The 18,770-nt window shown below is 72.0% G+C and carries 15 protein-coding genes; 5 read left to right on the top strand and 10 right to left on the bottom strand.

Going from position 1 to position 18,770, the window contains the following annotated elements; translation table 11 throughout:
• Positions 1-10: 10 nt before the first annotated feature.
• The 3 genes from ACLJTM_RS30955 to acnA all read right to left on the bottom strand — a co-directional run bounded on the left by ACLJTM_RS30955 (position 11) and on the right by acnA (position 5,490).
• A complete protein-coding gene (locus tag ACLJTM_RS30955) occupies positions 11-955 on the bottom strand; it encodes a carbohydrate ABC transporter permease (RefSeq protein WP_411107086.1) in 945 nt (314 codons plus the stop codon).
• A gap of 70 nt (positions 956-1,025) precedes the next feature.
• Complete coding sequence (gene ngcE / locus ACLJTM_RS30950) at positions 1,026-2,477, bottom strand: N-acetylglucosamine/diacetylchitobiose ABC transporter substrate-binding protein (protein ID WP_411107085.1); 1,452 nt, start codon at positions 2,475-2,477, stop codon at positions 1,026-1,028.
• 298 nt (positions 2,478-2,775) lie between these two features.
• The gene (gene acnA / locus ACLJTM_RS30945) at positions 2,776-5,490 is read right to left on the bottom strand and encodes an aconitate hydratase AcnA (RefSeq protein WP_411107084.1); all 2,715 of its coding nucleotides are present in this window, start codon (positions 5,488-5,490) and stop codon (positions 2,776-2,778) included.
• Between the two features lie 477 nt (positions 5,491-5,967).
• On the opposite strand from acnA, the gene ACLJTM_RS30940 reads away from it, so the two are divergent.
• Positions 5,968-6,816 (top strand): transglutaminase domain-containing protein, encoded by an 849-nt coding sequence (locus ACLJTM_RS30940; protein WP_411107083.1) that lies wholly within the window; start codon positions 5,968-5,970, stop codon positions 6,814-6,816.
• A 30-nt stretch (positions 6,817-6,846) separates the two neighbouring features.
• Here the strand turns inward: ACLJTM_RS30940 and ACLJTM_RS30935 are convergent, their stop codons facing one another.
• Together ACLJTM_RS30935 and ACLJTM_RS30930 are read right to left on the bottom strand one after the other, a co-directional pair.
• Positions 6,847-7,671, bottom strand: a complete 825-nt coding sequence (locus ACLJTM_RS30935; RefSeq protein ID WP_411107082.1) for an SGNH/GDSL hydrolase family protein — start codon at positions 7,669-7,671, stop codon at positions 6,847-6,849.
• Positions 7,658-8,227 carry a PadR family transcriptional regulator gene (locus ACLJTM_RS30930; RefSeq protein WP_411107081.1) on the bottom strand — a complete coding sequence of 190 codons (570 nt, stop codon included), beginning with the start codon at positions 8,225-8,227 and terminating at the stop codon, positions 7,658-7,660. The genes ACLJTM_RS30935 and ACLJTM_RS30930 overlap by 14 nt, the downstream gene beginning before the upstream one ends.
• Positions 8,228-8,316: 89 nt before the next feature.
• On the opposite strand from ACLJTM_RS30930, the gene ACLJTM_RS30925 reads away from it, so the two are divergent.
• The 3 genes from ACLJTM_RS30925 (at position 8,317) to ACLJTM_RS30915 (ending at position 10,954) form a co-directional block, all read left to right on the top strand.
• Positions 8,317-8,754, top strand: a complete 438-nt coding sequence (locus ACLJTM_RS30925; protein ID WP_411107080.1) for a nuclear transport factor 2 family protein — start codon at positions 8,317-8,319, stop codon at positions 8,752-8,754.
• Positions 8,755-9,089: 335 nt separating this feature from the next.
• Complete coding sequence (locus ACLJTM_RS30920; RefSeq protein ID WP_411107079.1) at positions 9,090-10,619, top strand: helix-turn-helix domain-containing protein; 1,530 nt, start codon at positions 9,090-9,092, stop codon at positions 10,617-10,619.
• A gap of 113 nt (positions 10,620-10,732) precedes the next feature.
• Positions 10,733-10,954: a hypothetical protein gene (locus ACLJTM_RS30915; RefSeq protein ID WP_411107078.1), complete on the top strand. Its 222-nt coding sequence runs from the start codon at positions 10,733-10,735 to the stop codon at positions 10,952-10,954.
• 16 nt (positions 10,955-10,970) lie between these two features.
• On the opposite strand, the gene ACLJTM_RS30910 is transcribed toward ACLJTM_RS30915, so the two are convergent.
• Positions 10,971-12,518, bottom strand: a complete 1,548-nt coding sequence (locus ACLJTM_RS30910; protein WP_411107077.1) for an MFS transporter — start codon at positions 12,516-12,518, stop codon at positions 10,971-10,973.
• 83 nt (positions 12,519-12,601) lie between these two features.
• Between ACLJTM_RS30910 and ACLJTM_RS30905 the strand changes: the two genes are divergently transcribed.
• A complete protein-coding gene (locus ACLJTM_RS30905; protein WP_411107076.1) occupies positions 12,602-14,677 on the top strand; it encodes a prolyl oligopeptidase family serine peptidase in 2,076 nt (691 codons plus the stop codon).
• A gap of 71 nt (positions 14,678-14,748) precedes the next feature.
• Here the strand turns inward: ACLJTM_RS30905 and ACLJTM_RS30900 are convergent, their stop codons facing one another.
• The 4 genes from ACLJTM_RS30900 to ACLJTM_RS30885 are packed head-to-tail and all read right to left on the bottom strand — an operon-like array spanning position 14,749 to position 18,768.
• A complete protein-coding gene (locus tag ACLJTM_RS30900) occupies positions 14,749-15,729 on the bottom strand; it encodes an ABC transporter ATP-binding protein (RefSeq protein ID WP_411107075.1) in 981 nt (326 codons plus the stop codon).
• Complete coding sequence (locus tag ACLJTM_RS30895) at positions 15,726-16,745, bottom strand: ABC transporter ATP-binding protein (protein WP_411107074.1); 1,020 nt, start codon at positions 16,743-16,745, stop codon at positions 15,726-15,728. The genes ACLJTM_RS30900 and ACLJTM_RS30895 overlap by 4 nt, the downstream gene beginning before the upstream one ends.
• Complete coding sequence (locus ACLJTM_RS30890; protein ID WP_411107073.1) at positions 16,745-17,731, bottom strand: ABC transporter permease; 987 nt, start codon at positions 17,729-17,731, stop codon at positions 16,745-16,747. The genes ACLJTM_RS30895 and ACLJTM_RS30890 overlap by 1 nt, the downstream gene beginning before the upstream one ends.
• Positions 17,728-18,768 (bottom strand): ABC transporter permease, encoded by a 1,041-nt coding sequence (locus ACLJTM_RS30885; RefSeq protein ID WP_411107072.1) that lies wholly within the window; start codon positions 18,766-18,768, stop codon positions 17,728-17,730. The genes ACLJTM_RS30890 and ACLJTM_RS30885 overlap by 4 nt, the downstream gene beginning before the upstream one ends.
• Positions 18,769-18,770: the final 2 nt, after the last annotated feature.

Genomic DNA, 18,770 nt, shown 5'->3' with positions numbered 1-18,770 from the left:
GGTACTCCGCTCAGAACTCGATGCGCTCGCGGCGGGTGGCGCGCAGCGTGATGACGGAGAGGGCCATGGTCAGGACGAGCATGACCACGCCCATGGCGCAGGCGTAGCCGCTCTTGCCGAAGTACAGGAAGTTGCGCATCAGCACCGTCGCCATGACCTCGCTGTGGTGGTCGGGGCCGCCGCCGAACTGGCCGGAGGTCATGGTCGACACCAGGACGAACATGTCCATCGCGGCGATGCCCAGGTAGACCGCGGCGGTCTGCACAGAATCCCACAGCAGGGGCAGCGTGACCTTGAAGAAGGTCTGGGCGCGTCCGGCGCCGTCCAGCAGCGCGGCCTCGTAGATGTCCTTGGGCACGGACTGCATGGCCGCGGAGAACAGGACCAGGTAGAAGCCGACGCCGGACCAGACGACCACGAAGAGCAGGCACCACAGCACGAAGGCGGGCTCGTTGAGCCATTCGACGGGGTGCTGCGCCGAGACCAGGCCGGTCTTGATGAGGAAGCCGTTGAGCAGGCCGCCCTCGTCACTGCGGTAGACGGCGCCGAAGAGCACCGCGAGGATGGCGAGGGAGAGGACCTGCGGGAAGAAGTAGACGACCTTGTAGAAGCGCGAGCCGGCGACCCCCTGGACCCCGCCGGCCCCGCTGCGCCCTCCCGCGTTCACCATGAAGGCGAAGAAGAGGGCCAGCAGGATGGTGACCACCGGGACGAACACCAGGAGCAGCAGGTTGTGCCAGAGCGCGCCGCGGAAGACCTCGTCCTCCAGCAGGGTCGAGTAGTTGTCCAGTCCGACGAAGTCGAAGGTCGGGGACTGGCCCGTCCAGTTGGTGAAGGAGTAGCCGAACGTCTGGATGTACGGCCAGGTCACAAAGGTCAGGTACAGCGCGAGGGGGGCGATGAGGAAGCCGGCGATGAAGCCGCCCTTCCCCCTCCCCGAGGCTACGTGGCTCATGGTGTCCGTCCCTGGTTCCCCCGGCTGGCGCCGGGTGGTGCCCCCACCGGGGTGACCGGTGGACGCGGCGTCAGCTGCGGCGGTTGTTCTTGGCGTTCGGGTCCTTCGCCGCCTTGTCTACCGCAGCCTGGGCCCGCTTGATCCATTCCTTGGGCTGGATCCGCTGTGCCATCAGCTCATTGGACGCGTTCTCGATCTCGGTGCCCATCTCGCTGTACCACTCGGTGTACAAGTAGTTGAAGGTGTGGTCACCGGCGCCCTTGAGCGCCTCCACCGCCGACTGGGTGCCCGGCCGGAGCTTGACGGTCGGGTCCACGCCGTCCTTGACGACGGTGAGCGAGTTCGCCTGCTGGGCGAAGATCGTCGACCACTCGCGGGAGAGCATCGAGCGGAGGAACTCCAGGCCGCCCGCCTTGTTGGCGGCCTTCTCCGGGACGATGAACGGCTCGCCGGCGCCGGCCCGGATGGCCTCGACGGGCAGTTTGCTGTCGGCCAGCACGGGCACCGGCAGGAACTTCATGTCGAAGTCCTCGGGGGTCTGCTTCAGCTGCTCGTTCTCCAGCCAGGACCCGGAGGGGATGAAGGCGGCCTTGTACTGGTTCCAGGCCGTCTGGGACTCCGTGTGGGTGAGGCCGTTGGTGCCCGGCATCAGCAGGCCCTTCTCGACCACCTCGTAGACCGCCTCGACCGCGGCGAGGGCCGCGGCGCTGCCCTCGAAGGCGTTGGGCTCCAGGTTGTCGATCGCCTTCATGGCGTCCAGACCGCCCTTCTTGGCGATCAGGTCCATGATGACGACGTTGATGTAGTACGGGAACTTCCCCTGGTGGGCGAGGCCGCCGAGGCCCGCCTCCTTGGCCTTGGTGCAGACCGCGAGGAACTCGTCCCAGGTCTTGGGGGGCGCCCAGCCCTTCTCCTTGAAGAGCTTGCCGGAGTACCAGAACCCGAAGACGGTGTAGACGTAGTTCAGCGCGACGAACTTGCCGCCCTGGGTGCCCTGTTCCACCGTCCCGGCGATGAGGGTGTCGCGCACCTTCTTGGCGGGGTCGTCGAGCGAGGGTGCGTCGAGGACCGCGGCGAGGTCGGCGAGCTGGCCGCCCTTGGCGAGCACGTCGAGCTTGATCTGCTGGGCGCCGGCGTCGTCGACCACGTCCGGCGGGTTGCCGCCGTTGAAGCGGGGCTGCAGCTTGGCGGTGATCTCCTGGGTGCCCAGGTGGGAGCTGGTGGTGCCCCACTTCTTGTCGAAGGCGGCCTCCCAGGCCTTCGCGTAGTCGTCGCCGAAGCCGCCCTTGAAGACGACGACGTCCAGCTTGCCGCCCTTGGCCACGCCGAAGGGGTTCTCCTTGGTGACCGCACCCTTGTCCGGTCCCTTGGTGGAGTTCTCCTCGCCGCCGGAGGCGCACGCGGACAGGAAGCCCATGGTCGGCACGGTGATGAGGCCGAGTGCCGCGGAGCGCTTGATCAGGTCGCGGCGGCCGAGGCCGGTGCCGTTGCCCTTCACGCCGTGGGCTGAGGTGGATCCCATGCTCAAGTCCTCGCCTTCGTCAGGGGTGTGAGGGAGGAAGGACCGTCAGGCAGCTGCCGCACATGCGGGCAACGCCGCAGGTCCCCGCTCTCCCCCGGCCCGGGGCCGCTCGTTCCGCGGTGATCCGGACGGGCACAGGTATAGTCCACTCCGGCTGGTGTGAGCAAGATCATGCGCAAGGATGGCCACCGGCTTTTCCGAGTTGAGACCTGTCCGTCATCTGACACCGGCACCACGAAAAGCGGAAGGGCCGTACCCCCTTAACGGGGATACGGCCCTTTGGTGCCGAAGGTCAGGCTCAGCCGCGGATGAGGTTCCGCAGCACGTACTGCATGATGCCGCCGTTGCGGTAGTAGTCCGCCTCACCCGGCGTGTCGATGCGGACGACCGCGTCGAACTCCACGCCCGTGTCGGTGCTCACCTTGACGGTCCGCGGGGTGGTGCCGTTGTTCAGCTCCTCCACACCGGTGAAGGCGAAGGTCTCCTCGCCGGTCAGGCCCAGGGAGGCGGCCGTGGCGCCCTCCGGGAACTGGAGGGGGAGGACGCCCATGCCGATCAGGTTCGAGCGGTGGATGCGCTCGTAGGACTCGGCGATGACGGCCTTGACGCCGAGCAGCGCGGTGCCCTTGGCCGCCCAGTCGCGGGAGGAGCCGGAGCCGTACTCCTTGCCCGCCAGGATGACCAGCGGGATGCCGGCGGCCTGGTAGTTCTGGGAGGCGTCGTAGATGAAGGAGACCGGCGCGCCGTCGACCGTGAAGTCGCGGGTGAAGCCGCCCTCGGTGCCCGGCGCGATCTGGTTGCGCAGGCGGATGTTGGCGAAGGTTCCGCGGATCATGACCTCGTGGTTGCCGCGGCGGGAACCGTACGAGTTGAAGTCGCGGCGCTCGACGCCGTGCTCGGTGAGGTACTTGCCGGCCGGCGTGTCGGCCTTGATCGCACCGGCCGGGGAGATGTGGTCGGTGGTGACCGAGTCGCCCAGCTTCGCCAGCACGCGGGCGCCGGCGATGTCGGAGACCGGGGTGGTCTCCATCGTCATGCCCTCGAAGTAGGGGGGCTTGCGGACGTAGGTGGACTGCGGGTCCCACTCGAAGGTGTTGCCGGTCGGGATCGACAGCGCCTGCCACTGGGCGTCGCCTGCGAAGACGTCCTGGTAGGACTTGTTGAACATGTCCTCGCCGATGGCGTTCGCCACGACGTCGTTGACCTCGGCCTCCGACGGCCAGATGTCGGCCAGGAAGACCGGCTTGCCGTCGGTGTCGGTGCCCAGCGCGTCCCGGGTGATGTCCACCTTCATGGAGCCCGCGATGGCGTACGCGACGACCAGCGGCGGGGAGGCCAGGTAGTTCATCTTGACGTCGGGGTTGATGCGGCCCTCGAAGTTGCGGTTGCCGGAGAGCACCGAGGTGACCGCCAGGTCGGCCTCGTTGATCGCCTTCGAGATCTCCTCGTCCAGCGGACCGGAGTTGCCGATGCAGGTGGTGCAGCCGTACCCGACGAGGTTGAAGCCCATCTTGTCGAGGTACGGGGTCAGGCCGGCCTTGTCGAAGTAGTCGGTGACGACCTTCGAGCCCGGGGCCAGGGTGGTCTTGACCCACGGCTTGCGGGTCAGGCCCTTCTCGGACGCCTTCTTGGCCACGAGCGCCGCGGCGACCATGACGTAGGGGTTCGAGGTGTTGGTGCAGGAGGTGATCGCGGCGACGGTGACGGCGCCGTGGTCGATCTCGAAGGAGGTGCCGTCGGCCAGCGTGACCAGGGTGGGCTTGGTCGGTACGCCGTTGGCCGAGGCCGGGGCGTCGGACGCCGGGAAGGACTCCTTGCCGGCCTCCTCGTCGTCGCTGACGTAGTTGCGCACGTCCTGCGCGAACTGCTGCGAGGCGTTGGCGAGGACGATGCGGTCCTGCGGGCGCTTCGGGCCGGCGATGGAGGGGACAACCGTGGAGAGGTCGAGCTCCAGCTTCTCGGAGAAGTCCGGCTCGGCGGCCGGGTCCAGCCACAGGCCCTGCTCCTTGGCGTACGCCTCGACGAGCGCGACCTGCTGGGCGTCGCGGCCGGTCAGGCGCAGGTACTTCAGGGTCTCGTCGTCGATCGGGAAGATCGCGGCGGTGGATCCGAACTCCGGCGACATGTTGCCGATGGTGGCGCGGTTGGCCAGGGAGGTCGCGGAGACGCCCTCGCCGTAGAACTCGACGAACTTGCCGACGACACCGTGCTTGCGGAGCATCTCGGTGATGGTCAGCACGAGGTCGGTGGCGGTGGTGCCGGCCGGCAGCTCGCCGGTCAGCTTGAAGCCGACGACGCGCGGGATCAGCATGGAGACCGGCTGGCCGAGCATCGCGGCCTCGGCCTCGATGCCGCCGACGCCCCAGCCCAGCACGCCCAGGCCGTTGACCATCGTGGTGTGGGAGTCGGTGCCGACGAGGGTGTCGGGGTACGCCTGGCCGCCCCGGACCATGACCGTGCGGGCCAGGTGCTCGATGTTGACCTGGTGGACGATGCCGGTGCCCGGGGGGACGACCTTGAACTCGTCGAAGGCGGTCTGGCCCCAGCGCAGGAACTGGTAGCGCTCCTTGTTGCGGCCGTACTCCAGCTCCACGTTCTGGGCGAACGCGTCGCGGGTGCCGAACTTGTCGGCGATGACCGAGTGGTCGATGACCAGCTCGGCCGGGGCCAGCGGGTTGATCTTGGAGGCGTCGCCGCCCAGGGCCTTGACGGCCTCGCGCATGGTGGCGAGGTCCACGACGCAGGGCACGCCGGTGAAGTCCTGCATGATCACGCGTGCCGGCGTGAACTGGATCTCCTCGCTGGGCTGGGCCTGGGAGTCCCAGGAGCCGAGCGACCGGATGTGGTCGGCGGTGATGTTCGCGCCGTCCTCGGTACGGAGCAGGTTCTCCAGCAGAACCTTCAGGCTGTAGGGAAGGCGGGCAGAGCCCTCGACCTTGTCCAGCCGGAAGATCTCGTAGGACTCGTCGCCCACCTGCAGCGTGCTGCGGGCGTCGAAGCTGTTCGCCGACACGACAGTCTCCTTCATGCATGAATTCGCGCGTATTGCCGCAATCCTGCCGCCACGCCCCTTGGCCAATCCGCTGAGGTCAGGCTAAGTTAGGTAGCCCTTACCAGCGGGGGCGGCTGCGGTTCGCCTTCGGCAGATATCTCGATGTCGAGATAACTCTAGTACATGACCGGGCCTGGGGACGAGGCGCGCCTGCGCGCCCGCCCGGGTCCGCGCTCCGGGGGCGGCTGCCCCCTGCTCCGGTTCCTCCCGGATTGCGGCAGCACTCTGTCCGGTTGCGCCCGGAATGCGTTGGCGGCGTGAACGGTGGCGGGCGGCCCGAGGCCGCCTTGCCGGCCGCCCGGGAGGGGCCACAGCCTCGCCTCTCCCTCGGTCCCTTACCCCGCAGGCCTGGCCGGACGCACTCTTGAACGCGTTCAGATTCTCTGTCAGGATGCATCCGACCCGCCCGGGGGGCGGCCCGACGAGAGGACTCCCGCCATGACGAGCCCACTGCTCCGACCGCGGGGCCGGTCCCGCGCCGCCGTCGCCCGCGCCGCCGCGGGTGCGGGCGCCGGTGCGGGAGGGGCGGCGCCGGAGGGGAGCACCGCCCCGACCCGGATCCTCGACTGGCCGGACCCGCGCGTGGCCGCGCTGGTCCGCGGGCTGGGCGCGGCCCCGGCCCCGGGGGACCCGGCCGACCCCGCCCGGCAGGTCGAGGCACTGCACCGGGCCCACCGGTGGATCTCCGCCGCCGTCCGGCCGGTGTACTCGGTCCAGGACGAGCGGCCCGTCTCGCAGGTGCTGCGCCGCGGCCGGGGGTCGTGCAGCCAGCGGCTGGCCGTGCTGGAGGCGGTCGCCCGGGCCGGCGGGGTGCCCACCCGGGTGCGCGGCCTGCTGGTGGACGGCGCGTTCTGGTACCCGCGCTTCCCGCGGCTGCGCCGCATCGTCCCGGACCAGGTGCTGCTGGCCTGGCCGGAGTTCCGGCTCGCAGGGGAGTCCGGGGGCTGGCTGACGGTCTCGGAGCTCTTCGGCGGGCTGCGCCCGGCGCAGGCGGCCGGCGGCGGATTCACCAACGCCGGGACGGAGACCCTCTTCGAGGCACTGTCCCGGACGGCCATCGACTGGGACGCGCCGCCGGCCTGCCCCGCCGCGGGTTCCGCCGCCGCGCCCGGGCCGGCGGGCGCCGGAGCAGGCCCCGCCTGCGACCTGTCCGCGTACGTCCTGGCGGACCTCGGCCACCACGACTCGCGGGACGCGCTGTTCGCGCGGCACGGGCAGACCCTGTGCGCCGTGGCCAGGCTGGTCGCGGAGCCGGTCCTGGGCCGCCGCGCGGCGGGCGCGGCGTAGTACACCCGCCGGCGCGGCGCAGTACCCCCGTCAGGACGTACGCACGGCCCCGGGGTCGCCCATGTCCCCGGCGGGAGCCGGGTTGTCCAGCGGCAGCAGCAGCGGGCGCTTGGCCGTCCGGCCGTCGCCGGAGGAGCGGCCGCGCAGCCGGCGCCCCAGCCACGGGCCGAGGAACGCGGCGGCCCAGCGCAGTTCGGCGGCCACGGCAGCCCGGCGCGCCAGGGCCTGCTGCGGCGGCAGCGCCAGCGTCCAGCTGTCGTCGCTGCCGGGCAGGCCGACGGCGTGCGCAAGGGCGGCGGCGATCCGCTCGTGGCCGATCGGGCTGGCGTGCAGCCGGTCGGTGGTCCACATCCGCGGGTCGGCGACCGCGGCGGGCAGGGCGGTCTCCGCGACGAACACCCCGTGCCGGGCGGCCGCGGCGCGGATCCGCTCGTTCAGGCCGGCCACCCGCGCACTGACGGGCCGGGCGATCGGGACGACCTTGCCCAGGTCCGGGAAGGTCACCGTCGCGACCTGGGCCCCGGCCTCCGTCAGCGCGGCGAACATCGCCTCCAGGTGCCCGGCGACCTCCGCGGCGTCGAACCGGGGGCGGAGCACGTCGTTGACCCCGGCGACGACGGTGGCCAGGTCGGGTTGCAGGGCCAGGGCAGGGCCCAACTGCTCGGCGCGGACCTGGCCGGCGAGACGCCCCCGGACGGCCAGATTGGCGTACTGCACGCCGGGATGGGCCTCCGCGAGGAGGGCGGCGAGCCGGTCGGCGAAGCCGCGCAGGCCCACGGTGTCGTCCCCGTCGCCGAGGCCCTCGGTCTGGCTGTCGCCCAGGGCGACGTAGCGCAGGATTTCACGGTTCGTCACGATGTGTCCGCCTCTCCCTGAGGACGGCCGCGCTACGGCGGCACCAGTCCCGGTGGCCCTGCTCGAAGGCGATGCCGCGCAGGCAGGTGAGGTACCCGCCGATCCGCTCGCCCCGGAGCAGGAACTCTGCTTCGTCCCTGTCGCCGCGCATCTTGCGCAGCACCTTGCCGAGGAGCTCGATCTTGGCGTCGGCGGCGGACGCCCGCTCCTCCAGCTGTCCGATCACCGCGGCGCTCCCGATCCGGTCGGCCGTCTGGACCTTGACGAGGAGGTCGTCGCGGATGACGGACGGCTTCGATGCGGCCGCGGCGAACTCCTCCAACTCCGCACGCCCGGCCTCGGTGACGCGGAAGAGGCGCTTGTTGGGCCGGGTCTCCTGGACCACCTGGCGGCCCTCGACCAGCCCGTCGCGCTCCAGTCTGGCCAACTCGGCGTAGAGCTGCTGGGGCAGGGCGTGCCAGAAGTTCGCGACGCCGATGTCGAAGGACTTCGCCAGTTCATAGCCGCTGAACTCGCCGTCCAGCAGCGCTGCCAGTACCGCATGCCGCAAGGCCATCGGAAGCCGCCGTTCCCTTTTGTCGATCGCGCCTGCATCATACTCATGCAATTGACTAGTCACATTCTTGACTATGAGGAGAACCGGTCATGGAGACTGCCGAACGCTTCCGCGCCGCCGTGGAGAAGCGGGACCTCGCGGCACTGGAGGACCTCTTCACCGAGGACATCCGGCTGTACAGCCCGGTGAAGTTCACCCCCTTCGAGGGCAGGCCCGCCGTGCTGGGGCTCTTCGGGGTCCTGTTGCGGGTCTTCGAGGATCTGCGCTACGTCGGCCGCTTCGAGGGGGCCGCCGAGACCAGCAGCGACGGCGAGGAGGCCCCGGGCGTGATCCTGCCCTTCCGGGCCACGGTCGACGGCAAGCAGATCCACGGCATCGACCTGCTCCAGTTCGACGGGGCGGGCCGGGTCCGGGAGTTCACCGTGATGGTGCGCCCGCAGTCGGCCGTGCACGCCCTCGGCCAGGCGGTCCTCGCCGGCCTGGTCGCGGACGGACTCGCTCCGGACGTCCCGCAGGACGCCGCCTGAGACGTGGCGTTCAGGGGGGGGCGGACCGCAGGGCCCGCCCCTCCCCCGTTCGGAGGTACGTACCCCCGCGAACCGGACAGAGCCTCCCCCTGCGCGCCGGAGGAAACTCTGTCCGGTTTCCGGCTCGCGCACCTGCGCGCTCCCCGAAGGCCGCGCCGCACACCGGGAGTTCCCCCGGCTGCCGCCGAGGGCGCCGGATGGCAGCCGTTCACCCGCACGGCCGCCCCGCCGCGCCCCGCTCGGCACGCCGCCCCACCATGGGAGCTGACGGTCGGTAACACCCGTCCGCCACACCCGACGCGAACCACATCTCATATCTGAGATACCGTGCACCCATGGCAGACGACTACCTCGTACGCATCGGCAAGCTCATCCGTGACGCCCGGCAACACCGGGGCTGGACACAGAGTCAGCTCGCCGAGGCGCTCGGCACCAGCCAGAGCGCCGTCAACCGGATCGAGCGCGGCAACCAGAACATCAGCCTTGAGATGATCGCCCGCATCGGCGAAGCGCTCGACAGCGAGATCGTCTCTCTGGGCTACGCCGGCCCGATGCACCTGCGGGTCGTGGGCGGCCGTCGCCTCTCCGGCGCCATCGACGTCAAGACGAGCAAGAACGCCTGCGTCGCCCTGCTCTGCGCCTCCCTGCTCAACAAGGGCCGTACGGTCCTGCGGCGGGTGGCCCGCATCGAGGAGGTCTACCGCCTGCTGGAGGTCCTGAACTCCATCGGCGTCCGGACCCGCTGGATCAACGGGGGCGTGGACCTGGAGCTGATCCCGCCGGCCCGCCTGGACATGGCGGCCATGGACGCCGACGCCGCACGCCGGACCCGGAGCATCATCATGTTCCTGGGACCGCTGCTGCACCGGATGGACAGCTTCCGGCTGCCGTACGCGGGCGGCTGCGACCTCGGCACCCGCACCATCGAGCCCCACATGATCGCGCTGCGCCGCTTCGGCCTGGACATCACGGCCACCGAGGGCATCTACCACGCCAAGGTCGAGCCCGGCGTCTCCCCCGACCGGCCGATCGTGCTGACCGAGCGCGGGGACACGGTCACCGAGAACGCGCTGCTGGCCGCCGCACGCCACGACGGCGTCACCGTCATCCGCAACGCCTCCTCCAACTACATGGTCCAGGACCTGTGCTTCTTCCTGGAGGCGCTCGGGGTCCGGGTCGAGGGCGTCGGCACCACCACGCTGACCGTCCACGGCATCCCGAACATCGACGTGGACGTGGACTACTCCCCTTCCGAGGACCCGGTCGAGGCGATGAGCCTGCTCGCCGCCGCCGTGGTGACGGAGTCGGAGCTGACCATCCGCCGGGTGCCGATCGAGTTCATGGAGATCGAGCTCGCGGTCCTGGAGGAGATGGGCCTGGACCACGACCGCTCGGCGGAGTACCCCGCGGACAACGGGCGCACCCGACTGGTGGACCTGACCGTGCGGCCGTCCAAGCTCGAAGCCCCGATCGACAAGATCCACCCGATGCCGTTCCCCGGGCTGAACATCGACAACGTCCCGTTCTTCGCGGCCATCGCCGCGGCCGCCCAGGGCCAGACCCTGATCCACGACTGGGTGTACGACAACCGGGCCATCTACCTGACCGACCTGAACCGCCTCGGCGGCCGCCTCCAACTCCTGGACCCGCACCGCGTCCTGGTCGAAGGCCCGACGCGCTGGCGCGCGGCGGAGATGATGTGCCCTCCGGCCCTGCGCCCCGCGGTGGTCGTCCTCCTCGCGATGATGGCCGCCGAGGGCACCTCGGTGCTCCGCAACGTCTACGTCATCAACCGCGGCTACGAGGAACTGGCCGAGCGCCTCAACTCGGTGGGCGCCCAGATCGAGATCTTCCGCGACATCTAGCGGATCCCTCTCCGAGCCCCGTCCGCCCCGGTCGGGCGGGCGGGGCTCCGCGCTCCGCGGACGGGAGGGCCGCGCTCCCGGTACCGGCGCGGCGGGGGATCGTTGGGGTGGGTGTGACGATCACGAAGAAGCTGGTCCTGACCCTGCTCGCCGGGGGCGCCGCTGCCGCGTTCTCCTCGCCCGCCGTCGCCGACGGCCCCCTCGCCGGGCTGGCGAAGCCGCTGGCCGACTCCGGCGCCGTGGCCGCGCAGGTGGTGCCGGAGCCCGAGGACGTGCAGCAGGTGGTGGGCGTGGTCGGGAAGGCCGCGCGGACCGGCGAGCTCCGCGGCAGTTGACACCCGTGGCGCCGGGCTACACCGCCGTCGGCGCGTGGCTGCCCTGGAGGCGGGCGAGGTCGGAGGGGCGGACCTGAATCGCGAACACCGCGATGGCCGCCGCGACCAGGGTGAACGCGGCCGCCACCACGAAGGCCGCGCTCACGCCGGAGGTGAGCACCTGGTCGGCCCATGGTTTCGGCAGCTGTCCGGTGCTCCGGAAGGAGGCCAGCTGTTCGGGGGTGGCCGAGCGCAGGAAGGACGGGACCTGCTCCTTGGCCTCGTTGCGGCTGGCCGTGCCGAAGACGGTCACCAGGATCGACAGGCCGAGGGAACCGCCGACCTGCTGCATGGTGTTGAGCAGCCCGGACGCCGCGCCCGACTCCCGGTCGGGCACGTTGGACAGGGCCATCAGCGTCAGCGAGACGAACTGCAGGCCCATGCCGGTGGCGAAGACGAGCATCGGGCCGAGGATGCTGCCCAGGTAGGTGGAGTGGATGTCGGTCTGCGTCAGCCAGGCCAGCCCGGCCGCGCAGCACAGCGCGCCGGTGACCATGAAGGGTTTGGGCCCGAACCTCGGCAGCAGCTGGGAGGTGACCCCGGCGGCCAGCGCGATCATGACGCTGATCGGCAGGAAGGCCAGGCCGGCCCGCAGGGGGCTGAAGCCGAGGACGTTCTGCACGAACAGGGTCAGGAAGAAGAACATCCCGAAGATCGCGCAGGCCAGGAAGAGCATCATCCCGTAGGTCCCGGCGCGGTTGCGGTCGGCGAACATGTGCAGCGGGGTGATCGGTTGGGGCGAGCGGCGTTCGTTGAGGACGAACAGGGTCAGCAGGACCACGGCCGCCGCGAAGGAGCCGAGGGTGATCGCGTCCCGCCAGCCTTCCTGGGAGGCGCGGATGAAACCGTAGACCAGCGAGACCATGCCGAGGGTGGACAGCAGCGCACCGGGGAAGTCGAAGTGCCCGGGGTGGCGTTCGGACTCGCGGATCACCTTCGAGCCCACCAGGGCGATGAGCACCGCGATGGGGACGTTGACGAAGAGCACCCAGCGCCAGTTCAGCCATTCGACGAGCATCCCGCCGGCGAGCAGGCCGATCGCGCCGCCGCCCGCCGACACCGCGGCGAACACGCCGAAGGCCCGGTTGCGTTCGGGGCCCTCGCGGAAGGTGGTGGTGATCAGCGCGAGGGAGGTCGGGGAGGCGATGGCTCCGCCGACGCCCTGGAGGGCGCGCGCGGCCAGCAGTTGGCCCTCGTTCTGGGCGAACCCGCCGAGCAGCGAGGCCAGTCCGAAGAGCAGGACGCCGAAGATGAAGACGCGTTTGCGGCCGAGGATGTCGCCGGTCCGGCCGCCGAGCAGCAGCAGTCCGCCGAAGGTGAGGGTATAGGCGTTGACGACCCAGGACAGGCTCTCGGTGGAGAAGCCGAGGGCGGTCTGGATGTGCGGCAGCGCGATGTTCACGATGGTGATGTCGAGAACGACCATGAGCTGGCAGGAGGCGATGACGAACAGTGCAAGCCCGTTCCCGCCCCCTCGGACCTTGCCGTCGGTCCCGGTTCTGGTCGGCGATGCGTTCCGGTCCACCCTCACGACGCTAAGCCCGCACTCCGGGGGTCACCACTCGAACAGCCTAATCCCAGTGACATTTCACATGTCACACTTCGAGGATGGATGACTTCCTCAGCCTCTCCGCGCGCACCGCCCGCTTCACCCGCGGCGCCCCCCGCGCCTTCGCCTTCGGAGATGCCGGCCGGCTGCTCTGGTTCCTGCGCTCCGACGGTCCCGCCGACCCCTTCGACAGCCTCTGGGTGCTCGACACCGCCACCGGCACGGAGGTCCGGCTGGCCGATCCCCGCGTCCTGTGCCCCGTCCCCGGCCCCCTCCCCGCCGCCGAACGCCGGCTGCGCGAGCGGATGCGGCTCACCGCCGACGGGATCGGCTCGTACGCGCTCACCGGCGACGGCCTCGGCGCGGTCTTCGCCCTGTACGGGCGCCTCTACCGGGTCCGTTACGCGGGTCCTGGCCGGCCGGCCGGGGCGCCCGAAGCGGTCCCGGCCGCCGGGCCGGCCGTCGACCCCCGCGCCGACACCGACGGGTCCCGCACCGCCTACGTCTGCGAAGACGCCCTCCACCTGGCCCCGGGCGGCCGGATCAGCCCCGACGACGGGGCCCGCTGGGGGCTCGCCGAATTCGCCGCCGCCGAGGAGCTCGGCCGCGGCCGGGGCCACTGGTGGTCCCCCGACGGGACCCGCCTGCTGGCCGCCCGGGTCGACGAGAGCGCCCTGCCACGCCGTTGGTTCACCGACCCCGCGCACCCCGAACTCCCGCCCGAGGACTTCGCCTACCCCGAGGCGGGCGGGCCCAACGCCGAGGTGCAGCTGTGGGTGCTCGGCCCCGGCCGCGACCCCGTACGCCTGTCCTGGGACGCCGAGGAGTACCCCTACCTCTCCGACGCGGGCTGGGAGTCGGCCGGGGAGGTCCTGCTGACCGTGCAGGACCGGCTCCAGCAGACCGTGCTGCTGCTCTGCGCCGACCCGGCCACCGGGCGCTCCCGGGAGCTGTCCCGCACCACGCACCCGCAGTGGGTGGACCCGATGGTGCCGGGAACCCCGGCCCGCCTGCCCGACGGCCGGATGCTGACCGCCGCCGACACCCCGGGCGGCGCGGCCCGCGCCCTCGCCGTGGACGGCCGCCTGCTCACCGGGGAGGACCTCCAGGTCCGCCGGTTCGCCGGTCTGCACAAGGGCCGGCTGCTGGTCGAGGCCGGGCAGCGCGACCCCGCCGAACAGCAGGTCCTGCTCCTCGACCCGGCCACCGGCGAGCGGACCGCCCTCGCCGACGGACCCGGCGTGCACACCGTCCTGGCCTCGGCCGGTGCGCTGCTGCTGACCTCGGCCGACGCCGACGGGATCCGCCGGACCGTACGCACCGCCGACGGGCGCGAGAGTGTCCCCCGCGACCTCTCCCAGCCGCTGCCCCACCGGGTCGTGCCCGTCCTGGAGCGGGTCACCGAGCACGGCGTGCCCACCGCCCTCGTCCTGCCCCGCGGCCACGTCCCCGGCCGCCGCCTCCCGGTCCTGGTGGACGCGTACGGCGGCCCCGGACACCAGGACGTCAGCGCCGAACCGCGGCGCTGGCAGGCCAGGCAGTGGTGGGCCGACCAGGGCTTCGCCGTGGTCACCGTCGACAACCGCGGCACCCCGTACGTCTCCCCCGCCTTCACCCACGCCGTGTACCGGGGCCTGTCCGAGGTCACGCTGACCGACCAGGTCGCGGCGCTGCGCGCACTCGGGGACCGGCACCCGGACCTCGACCTCGGCCGGGTCGGCATACGCGGCTGGTCCTACGGCGGCTACCTGTCGGCCATGGCGGTGCTGCGCCGCCCCGACGTCTACCACGCGGCGGCCGCCGGAGCCGCCCCCACCGACTTCCGGCACTACGACACCGCCTACACGGAGCGCTACCTGGGCCTGCCCCAGGACCACCCCGAGGCCTACGAGCGGGACTGCCTGCTCTCCGACGCCCCGCGGCTGACCCGGCCCCTCCTGCTGGTCACCGGCCTGGCCGACGACAACGTGCACCCTTCGCACACCCTGCGCCTGTCCCGGGCCCTGACGGACGCGGGCCGCCCGCACCGGCTGCTGGCCCTGCCGGGCGTCACCCACATGACCCCCGGGGGCACCGCCGAGAAGGTGATGGCGCAGGAACTCGACTTCTTCCGGCAGGCTTTGGCCTCGGCGTAGGGGCCGGTGCGCGCGGAAGGGCCCCGCAGACGCCATCGGCTGCGGGGCCCTTCCTCTTCCCGTGATCCCCGTCAGTCACCCGGGAAGTGGCAGGCCACCTCGCGCGAGGCGGCGGGCCGCAGCAGCGGCCGCTCGGTACGGCACAGCTCCCGGGCCTTGGGGCAGCGCGGGTGGAAGGCGCAGCCCGGCGGAGGCGCGGCCGGGCTCGGCGGGTCGCCGAGCAGCACGATCCGCTCCCGCCGCCGCTCCGCCACCGGGTCGGGCAGCGGTACGGCGGACAGCAGGGCCCGGGTGTACGGGTGCTGGGGGTCCTCGTACAGCAACCCCTTGTCGCCGATCTCGACGATCCGGCCCAGGTACATGACGGCGACCCGGTCGCTGACCCGTTTGACCACGGACAGGTCGTGCGCGATGAACACGTACGCGAGTCCCAGCTCTGCGCGCAGCCGTTCCATCAGGTTGACGATCTGGGCCTGTACGGAGACGTCCAGCGCGGAGACCGGTTCGTCGGCGACGATCAGCCGAGGCGCGGTGGCCAGCGACCGGGCGATCCCGATGCGCTGCGCCTGGCCGCCGGAGAACTCGTGCGGGTAGCGGTCGGCGTGCTCGGGGATCAGGCCGACGAGTTCCATCAGCTCCGCCGCGCGGTGGCGGGCGTCCCGGGCGCTCCAGCCCTGCACCAGCAGCGGGTCGCAGATGATCCGGGCCACCGTCTGCCGGGGGTTGAGGGAGGAGTGCGGGTCCTGGAAGACCATCTGGACGTCCTTGCGCAGCGGCCGCAGGGCGCCCTGGGAGAGCCGGGTGATGTCCCGGCCGTCGAAGGAGATCCGGCCGGCGGTGGGCTCCAGCAGGCGGACCAGCATCCGGCCGGTGGTGGACTTCCCGCAGCCGGACTCGCCGACCAGGCCCAGCGTCCGGCCCTGCGCGAGGTCGAAGGAGACCCCGTCCACGGCGCGCACGGGCGCCCCCCGGCGCCCGGTCGCCGACCGCTTCCCGGGGAAGGACATGGCGAGGTCCCGGACGGACAGGAGCGGCGGCTCGGCGGTGGTCATCGCGAGGCCTCCTCGGGGGTGCGCGCTCCGGGGAAGTGGCAGGCCACGGCCCGCCGGTGGCCGCCCGCCCCGCCGCCCGGCCCGTCCGGGTACGCGGCGAACTCCGGCCGCTGCTCCCCGCAGCGCGCCCGGACCCGCGGGCAGCGCGGGGCGAAGGCGCACCCGGGGGCCGGGTCGAGCAGCGAGGGAGGTGTCCCGGGGATGGAGGGCAGCGGCTGGTCGTCGGGGGTGTCGAGGCGGGGCAGCGAGTCGAGCAGGCCCCGGGTGTAGGGATGGGCCGGTTCCGCGAACAGGGCCTCGACCGCGCCCTGTTCGGCTGCCCGGCCGCCGTACATGACCAGCACCTCGTGGGCGACGCGGGCGATGACTCCCAGGTCATGGGTGATCATCACGACGCCGAGCCCGCGCTCCTGCTGGAGCCGGGCGATCAGCTCCAGGATCTGCGCCTGCACGGTGACGTCCAGGGCGGTGGTGGGCTCGTCGGCGATCAGCAGCTCGGGTTCGCAGGCCAGGGCCATGGCGATGACGGCGCGCTGGCGCATGCCGCCGGAGAACTGGTGGGGGTACTCCCCCGCGCGGCGGGCCGGTTCCGGGATGCCCACCTCGCCGAGCATGTCCACGGCCCGTCTGCGGGCCGCGGCCCGGCCGGCTTTGAAGTGCACCCGGAAGTGCTCGGCGATCTGCTCGCCGACCGTGTAGTAGGGGTGGAGGCTGGAGAGCGGGTCCTGGAAGACCATGGCCATCCGGCGGCCGCGCACCGTGGCCAGCTCCCGTTCGCCGAGCCCGGTCAGCTCGCGTCCGGCCAGCGCCACGGAGCCGGTGACCTGGGCGGCGCCCCGGTGCAGGCCCATGACGGCCAGGGAGGTGACCGACTTGCCGGAGCCGGACTCGCCGACGATGCCCAGGGTGCGCCCGGCCTCCACGGTGAAGGCGAGCGAGTCGACGGCCCGGACGGTCCCTCGGGGTGTGGTGAACGTGACGTGCAGGTCGCGTACGGCGAGCAGGGGGGCGCCCATCAGTACCTCACCCTCGGGTCGATGACGGCGTACAGGAGGTCGACGACGAGGTTGGCGACGACGATGAAGAACGCGGCGAGCAGGGTGACCCCGAGGACCACCGGCTGGTCGGAGCTGACCAGCGCGCCGTAGAACAGCCGCCCCACGCCGGGGAGTCCGAAGAGGGACTCGGTGATGACGGCTCCGGCGAGCAGGCCGCCCAGGTCCATGCCGAAGAGGGTGAGGACCGGGGTCATCCCGGACCGCAGGCCGTGCTTGACGACGACGGTGCGTTCGGGCATGCCCTTGGCGCGGGCCGTGCGGATGTACGGCTCGGCCATCGCCTCGATCATCGAGCCCCGGCTCTGGCGTGCGTACATGGCGGCGTAGAGCAGGGCGAGCGCGGTCCAGGGCAGGAGCAGGTTCGAGGCCCAGCCGAGCGGGTCCTCGGTGAGGGGCCGGTAGCTGGGGTAGGGCAGGAGGCCGGCCGTGCGGATGACCCCGTGGATCAGCATCACGGAGGTGAAGTAGACCGGCAGGGAGGCGGCGGCGACCGCGCCCACCATCAGGGCCTTGTCGGTGGCGGTGTCCTTGCGCAGGGCGGCGGTGACCCCGGCGCCCAGGCCCAGGAGCAGCCACAGTACGGCCGCCCCGGCGGCGAGGGAGGCGGAGACCGGGAGCCGGTCCGTCAGCAGGTCCCAGACGGGCAGGGAGTTCTCGTAGGAGTAGCCCAGGCAGGGGAAGTCGCACCGGACGGCGTACGGGCCGGTGCCGAGGGTGCGGCCGGTGAAGATGCCGGAGAGGAAGCCGCCGAACTGGTGCCCCAGGGGCTGGTCGAGCCCCAGGTGGGCACGGACGTCGGCCAGCCGCTCGGGGCTGCAGGTCTTGCCGCAGGCGGCCGCAGCCGGGTCGGCGGGCAGCACGTGGAAGATGAGGAAGGTGACGGCGGCGATGGCGAGCAGCACGCCGGCGACGCCCAGCAGGCGGCGCGCGAGGTAGAGGATCAACTGCGGCCGCCCTTCGGGTCGAGGATGTCGCGCAGCGCGTCGCCGAGGAGGGTGAAGGCCAGCACGGCGAGGAAGAGGAAGAGGCTCGGGACGACGAAGTACATGGGGTCGGTCTCGTAGAAGGCGACGGACTCGGCTATCAACTGGCCCCAGGACGGGGTGGGCGGGCGGACCCCGACGCCGAGGTAGCTCAGCGCGGCCTCGGTGCTGATCATGCCGGGGACGAGCAGGGTGGTGTAGGCGATGACGGGGCCCGAAACGCCGGGGAGGATCTCGCGGGTGAGGATCCGCCAGGGGCCGGCGCCGCCGACACGGGCGGCGTCCACGTACGCGCGGTGCTTGAGGGAGAGGGTCTGGCCGCGCACCACACGGGCGACCCCGGGCCAGCCGAAGACCCCGATGACGGCCGTCATCAGGACGATCCGGTTGACGTCCTTGGCCACGGACAGCATGGCGATCATGAAGATCAGCGAGGGGAAGGACATGGTCAGGTCCGTCAGCCGGGACAGGACCGTGTCGGTGCGGCCGCCGAAGTACCCGGCGGCGATCCCGGCGGCGGTGCCCGCGGCCACGACGATCGCGGTGGCGGCGAAGGCGATGAGGAGGGAGACCTGCGCGCCGTGCACCACCCGGGCGAACAGGTCGCGGCCGGTGACGGGTTCGACGCCCAGCCAGTGCTCGGCGCTGATCCCGCCGAGCGGGCCGAGGGGCCGGCCGCCGAGGTAGGGGTCGACGGCGGTCTTGTCGAACTCCTCGGGGGACCACCCGCCCAGCGCGCTCAGCCAGGGGGCAGTGACGGCCATCAGGACGAAGAGGAGGACCAGGCCGAGGCTGACGCGGACCGCGGGGCGGCGGCGCAGTTCCCGCCGGGCGAGCTGCCAGGGGCTGCTGCCGGGCGCAACCGTCGCCGGGCCGCCGGGGGCGGTTGCTCCGGCGCCGGGGGTGCCGGGATCGGAGGGGGCGGGCGGGGCGGGGGTGCCGGGGGTTCCGGGGGCGGAGGCCCGGGGTGTCGGGGCTCCGGATGCGGTGGTGGCCATGA

Source organism: Streptomyces sp. cmx-4-9 (assembly GCF_046548835.1).
Taxonomy (GTDB): domain Bacteria; phylum Actinomycetota; class Actinomycetes; order Streptomycetales; family Streptomycetaceae; genus Streptomyces.
The sequence above is the reverse complement of the archived record's forward strand: the minus strand, read 5'-3'. Positions and strand labels throughout refer to the sequence as shown.

Excerpts from the sequence above, each read along its gene's own strand:
- ACLJTM_RS30955 (WP_411107086.1), bottom strand. The coding sequence starts at position 955 with ATGAGCCACGTAGCCTCGGGGAGGGGGAAGGGCGGCTTCATCGCCGGC.
- ngcE (WP_411107085.1), bottom strand. The coding sequence starts at position 2,477 with ATGGGATCCACCTCAGCCCACGGCGTGAAGGGCAACGGCACCGGCCTC.
- ACLJTM_RS30940 (WP_411107083.1), top strand. The coding sequence starts at position 5,968 with ATGACGAGCCCACTGCTCCGACCGCGGGGCCGGTCCCGCGCCGCCGTC.
- ACLJTM_RS30930 (WP_411107081.1), bottom strand. The coding sequence starts at position 8,227 with ATGGCCTTGCGGCATGCGGTACTGGCAGCGCTGCTGGACGGCGAGTTC.
- ACLJTM_RS30925 (WP_411107080.1), top strand. The coding sequence starts at position 8,317 with ATGGAGACTGCCGAACGCTTCCGCGCCGCCGTGGAGAAGCGGGACCTC.
- ACLJTM_RS30920 (WP_411107079.1), top strand. The coding sequence starts at position 9,090 with ATGGCAGACGACTACCTCGTACGCATCGGCAAGCTCATCCGTGACGCC.
- ACLJTM_RS30905 (WP_411107076.1), top strand. The coding sequence starts at position 12,602 with ATGGATGACTTCCTCAGCCTCTCCGCGCGCACCGCCCGCTTCACCCGC.
- ACLJTM_RS30900 (WP_411107075.1), bottom strand. The coding sequence starts at position 15,729 with ATGACCACCGCCGAGCCGCCGCTCCTGTCCGTCCGGGACCTCGCCATG.
- ACLJTM_RS30895 (WP_411107074.1), bottom strand. The coding sequence starts at position 16,745 with ATGGGCGCCCCCCTGCTCGCCGTACGCGACCTGCACGTCACGTTCACC.
- ACLJTM_RS30885 (WP_411107072.1), bottom strand. The coding sequence starts at position 18,768 with ATGGCCACCACCGCATCCGGAGCCCCGACACCCCGGGCCTCCGCCCCC.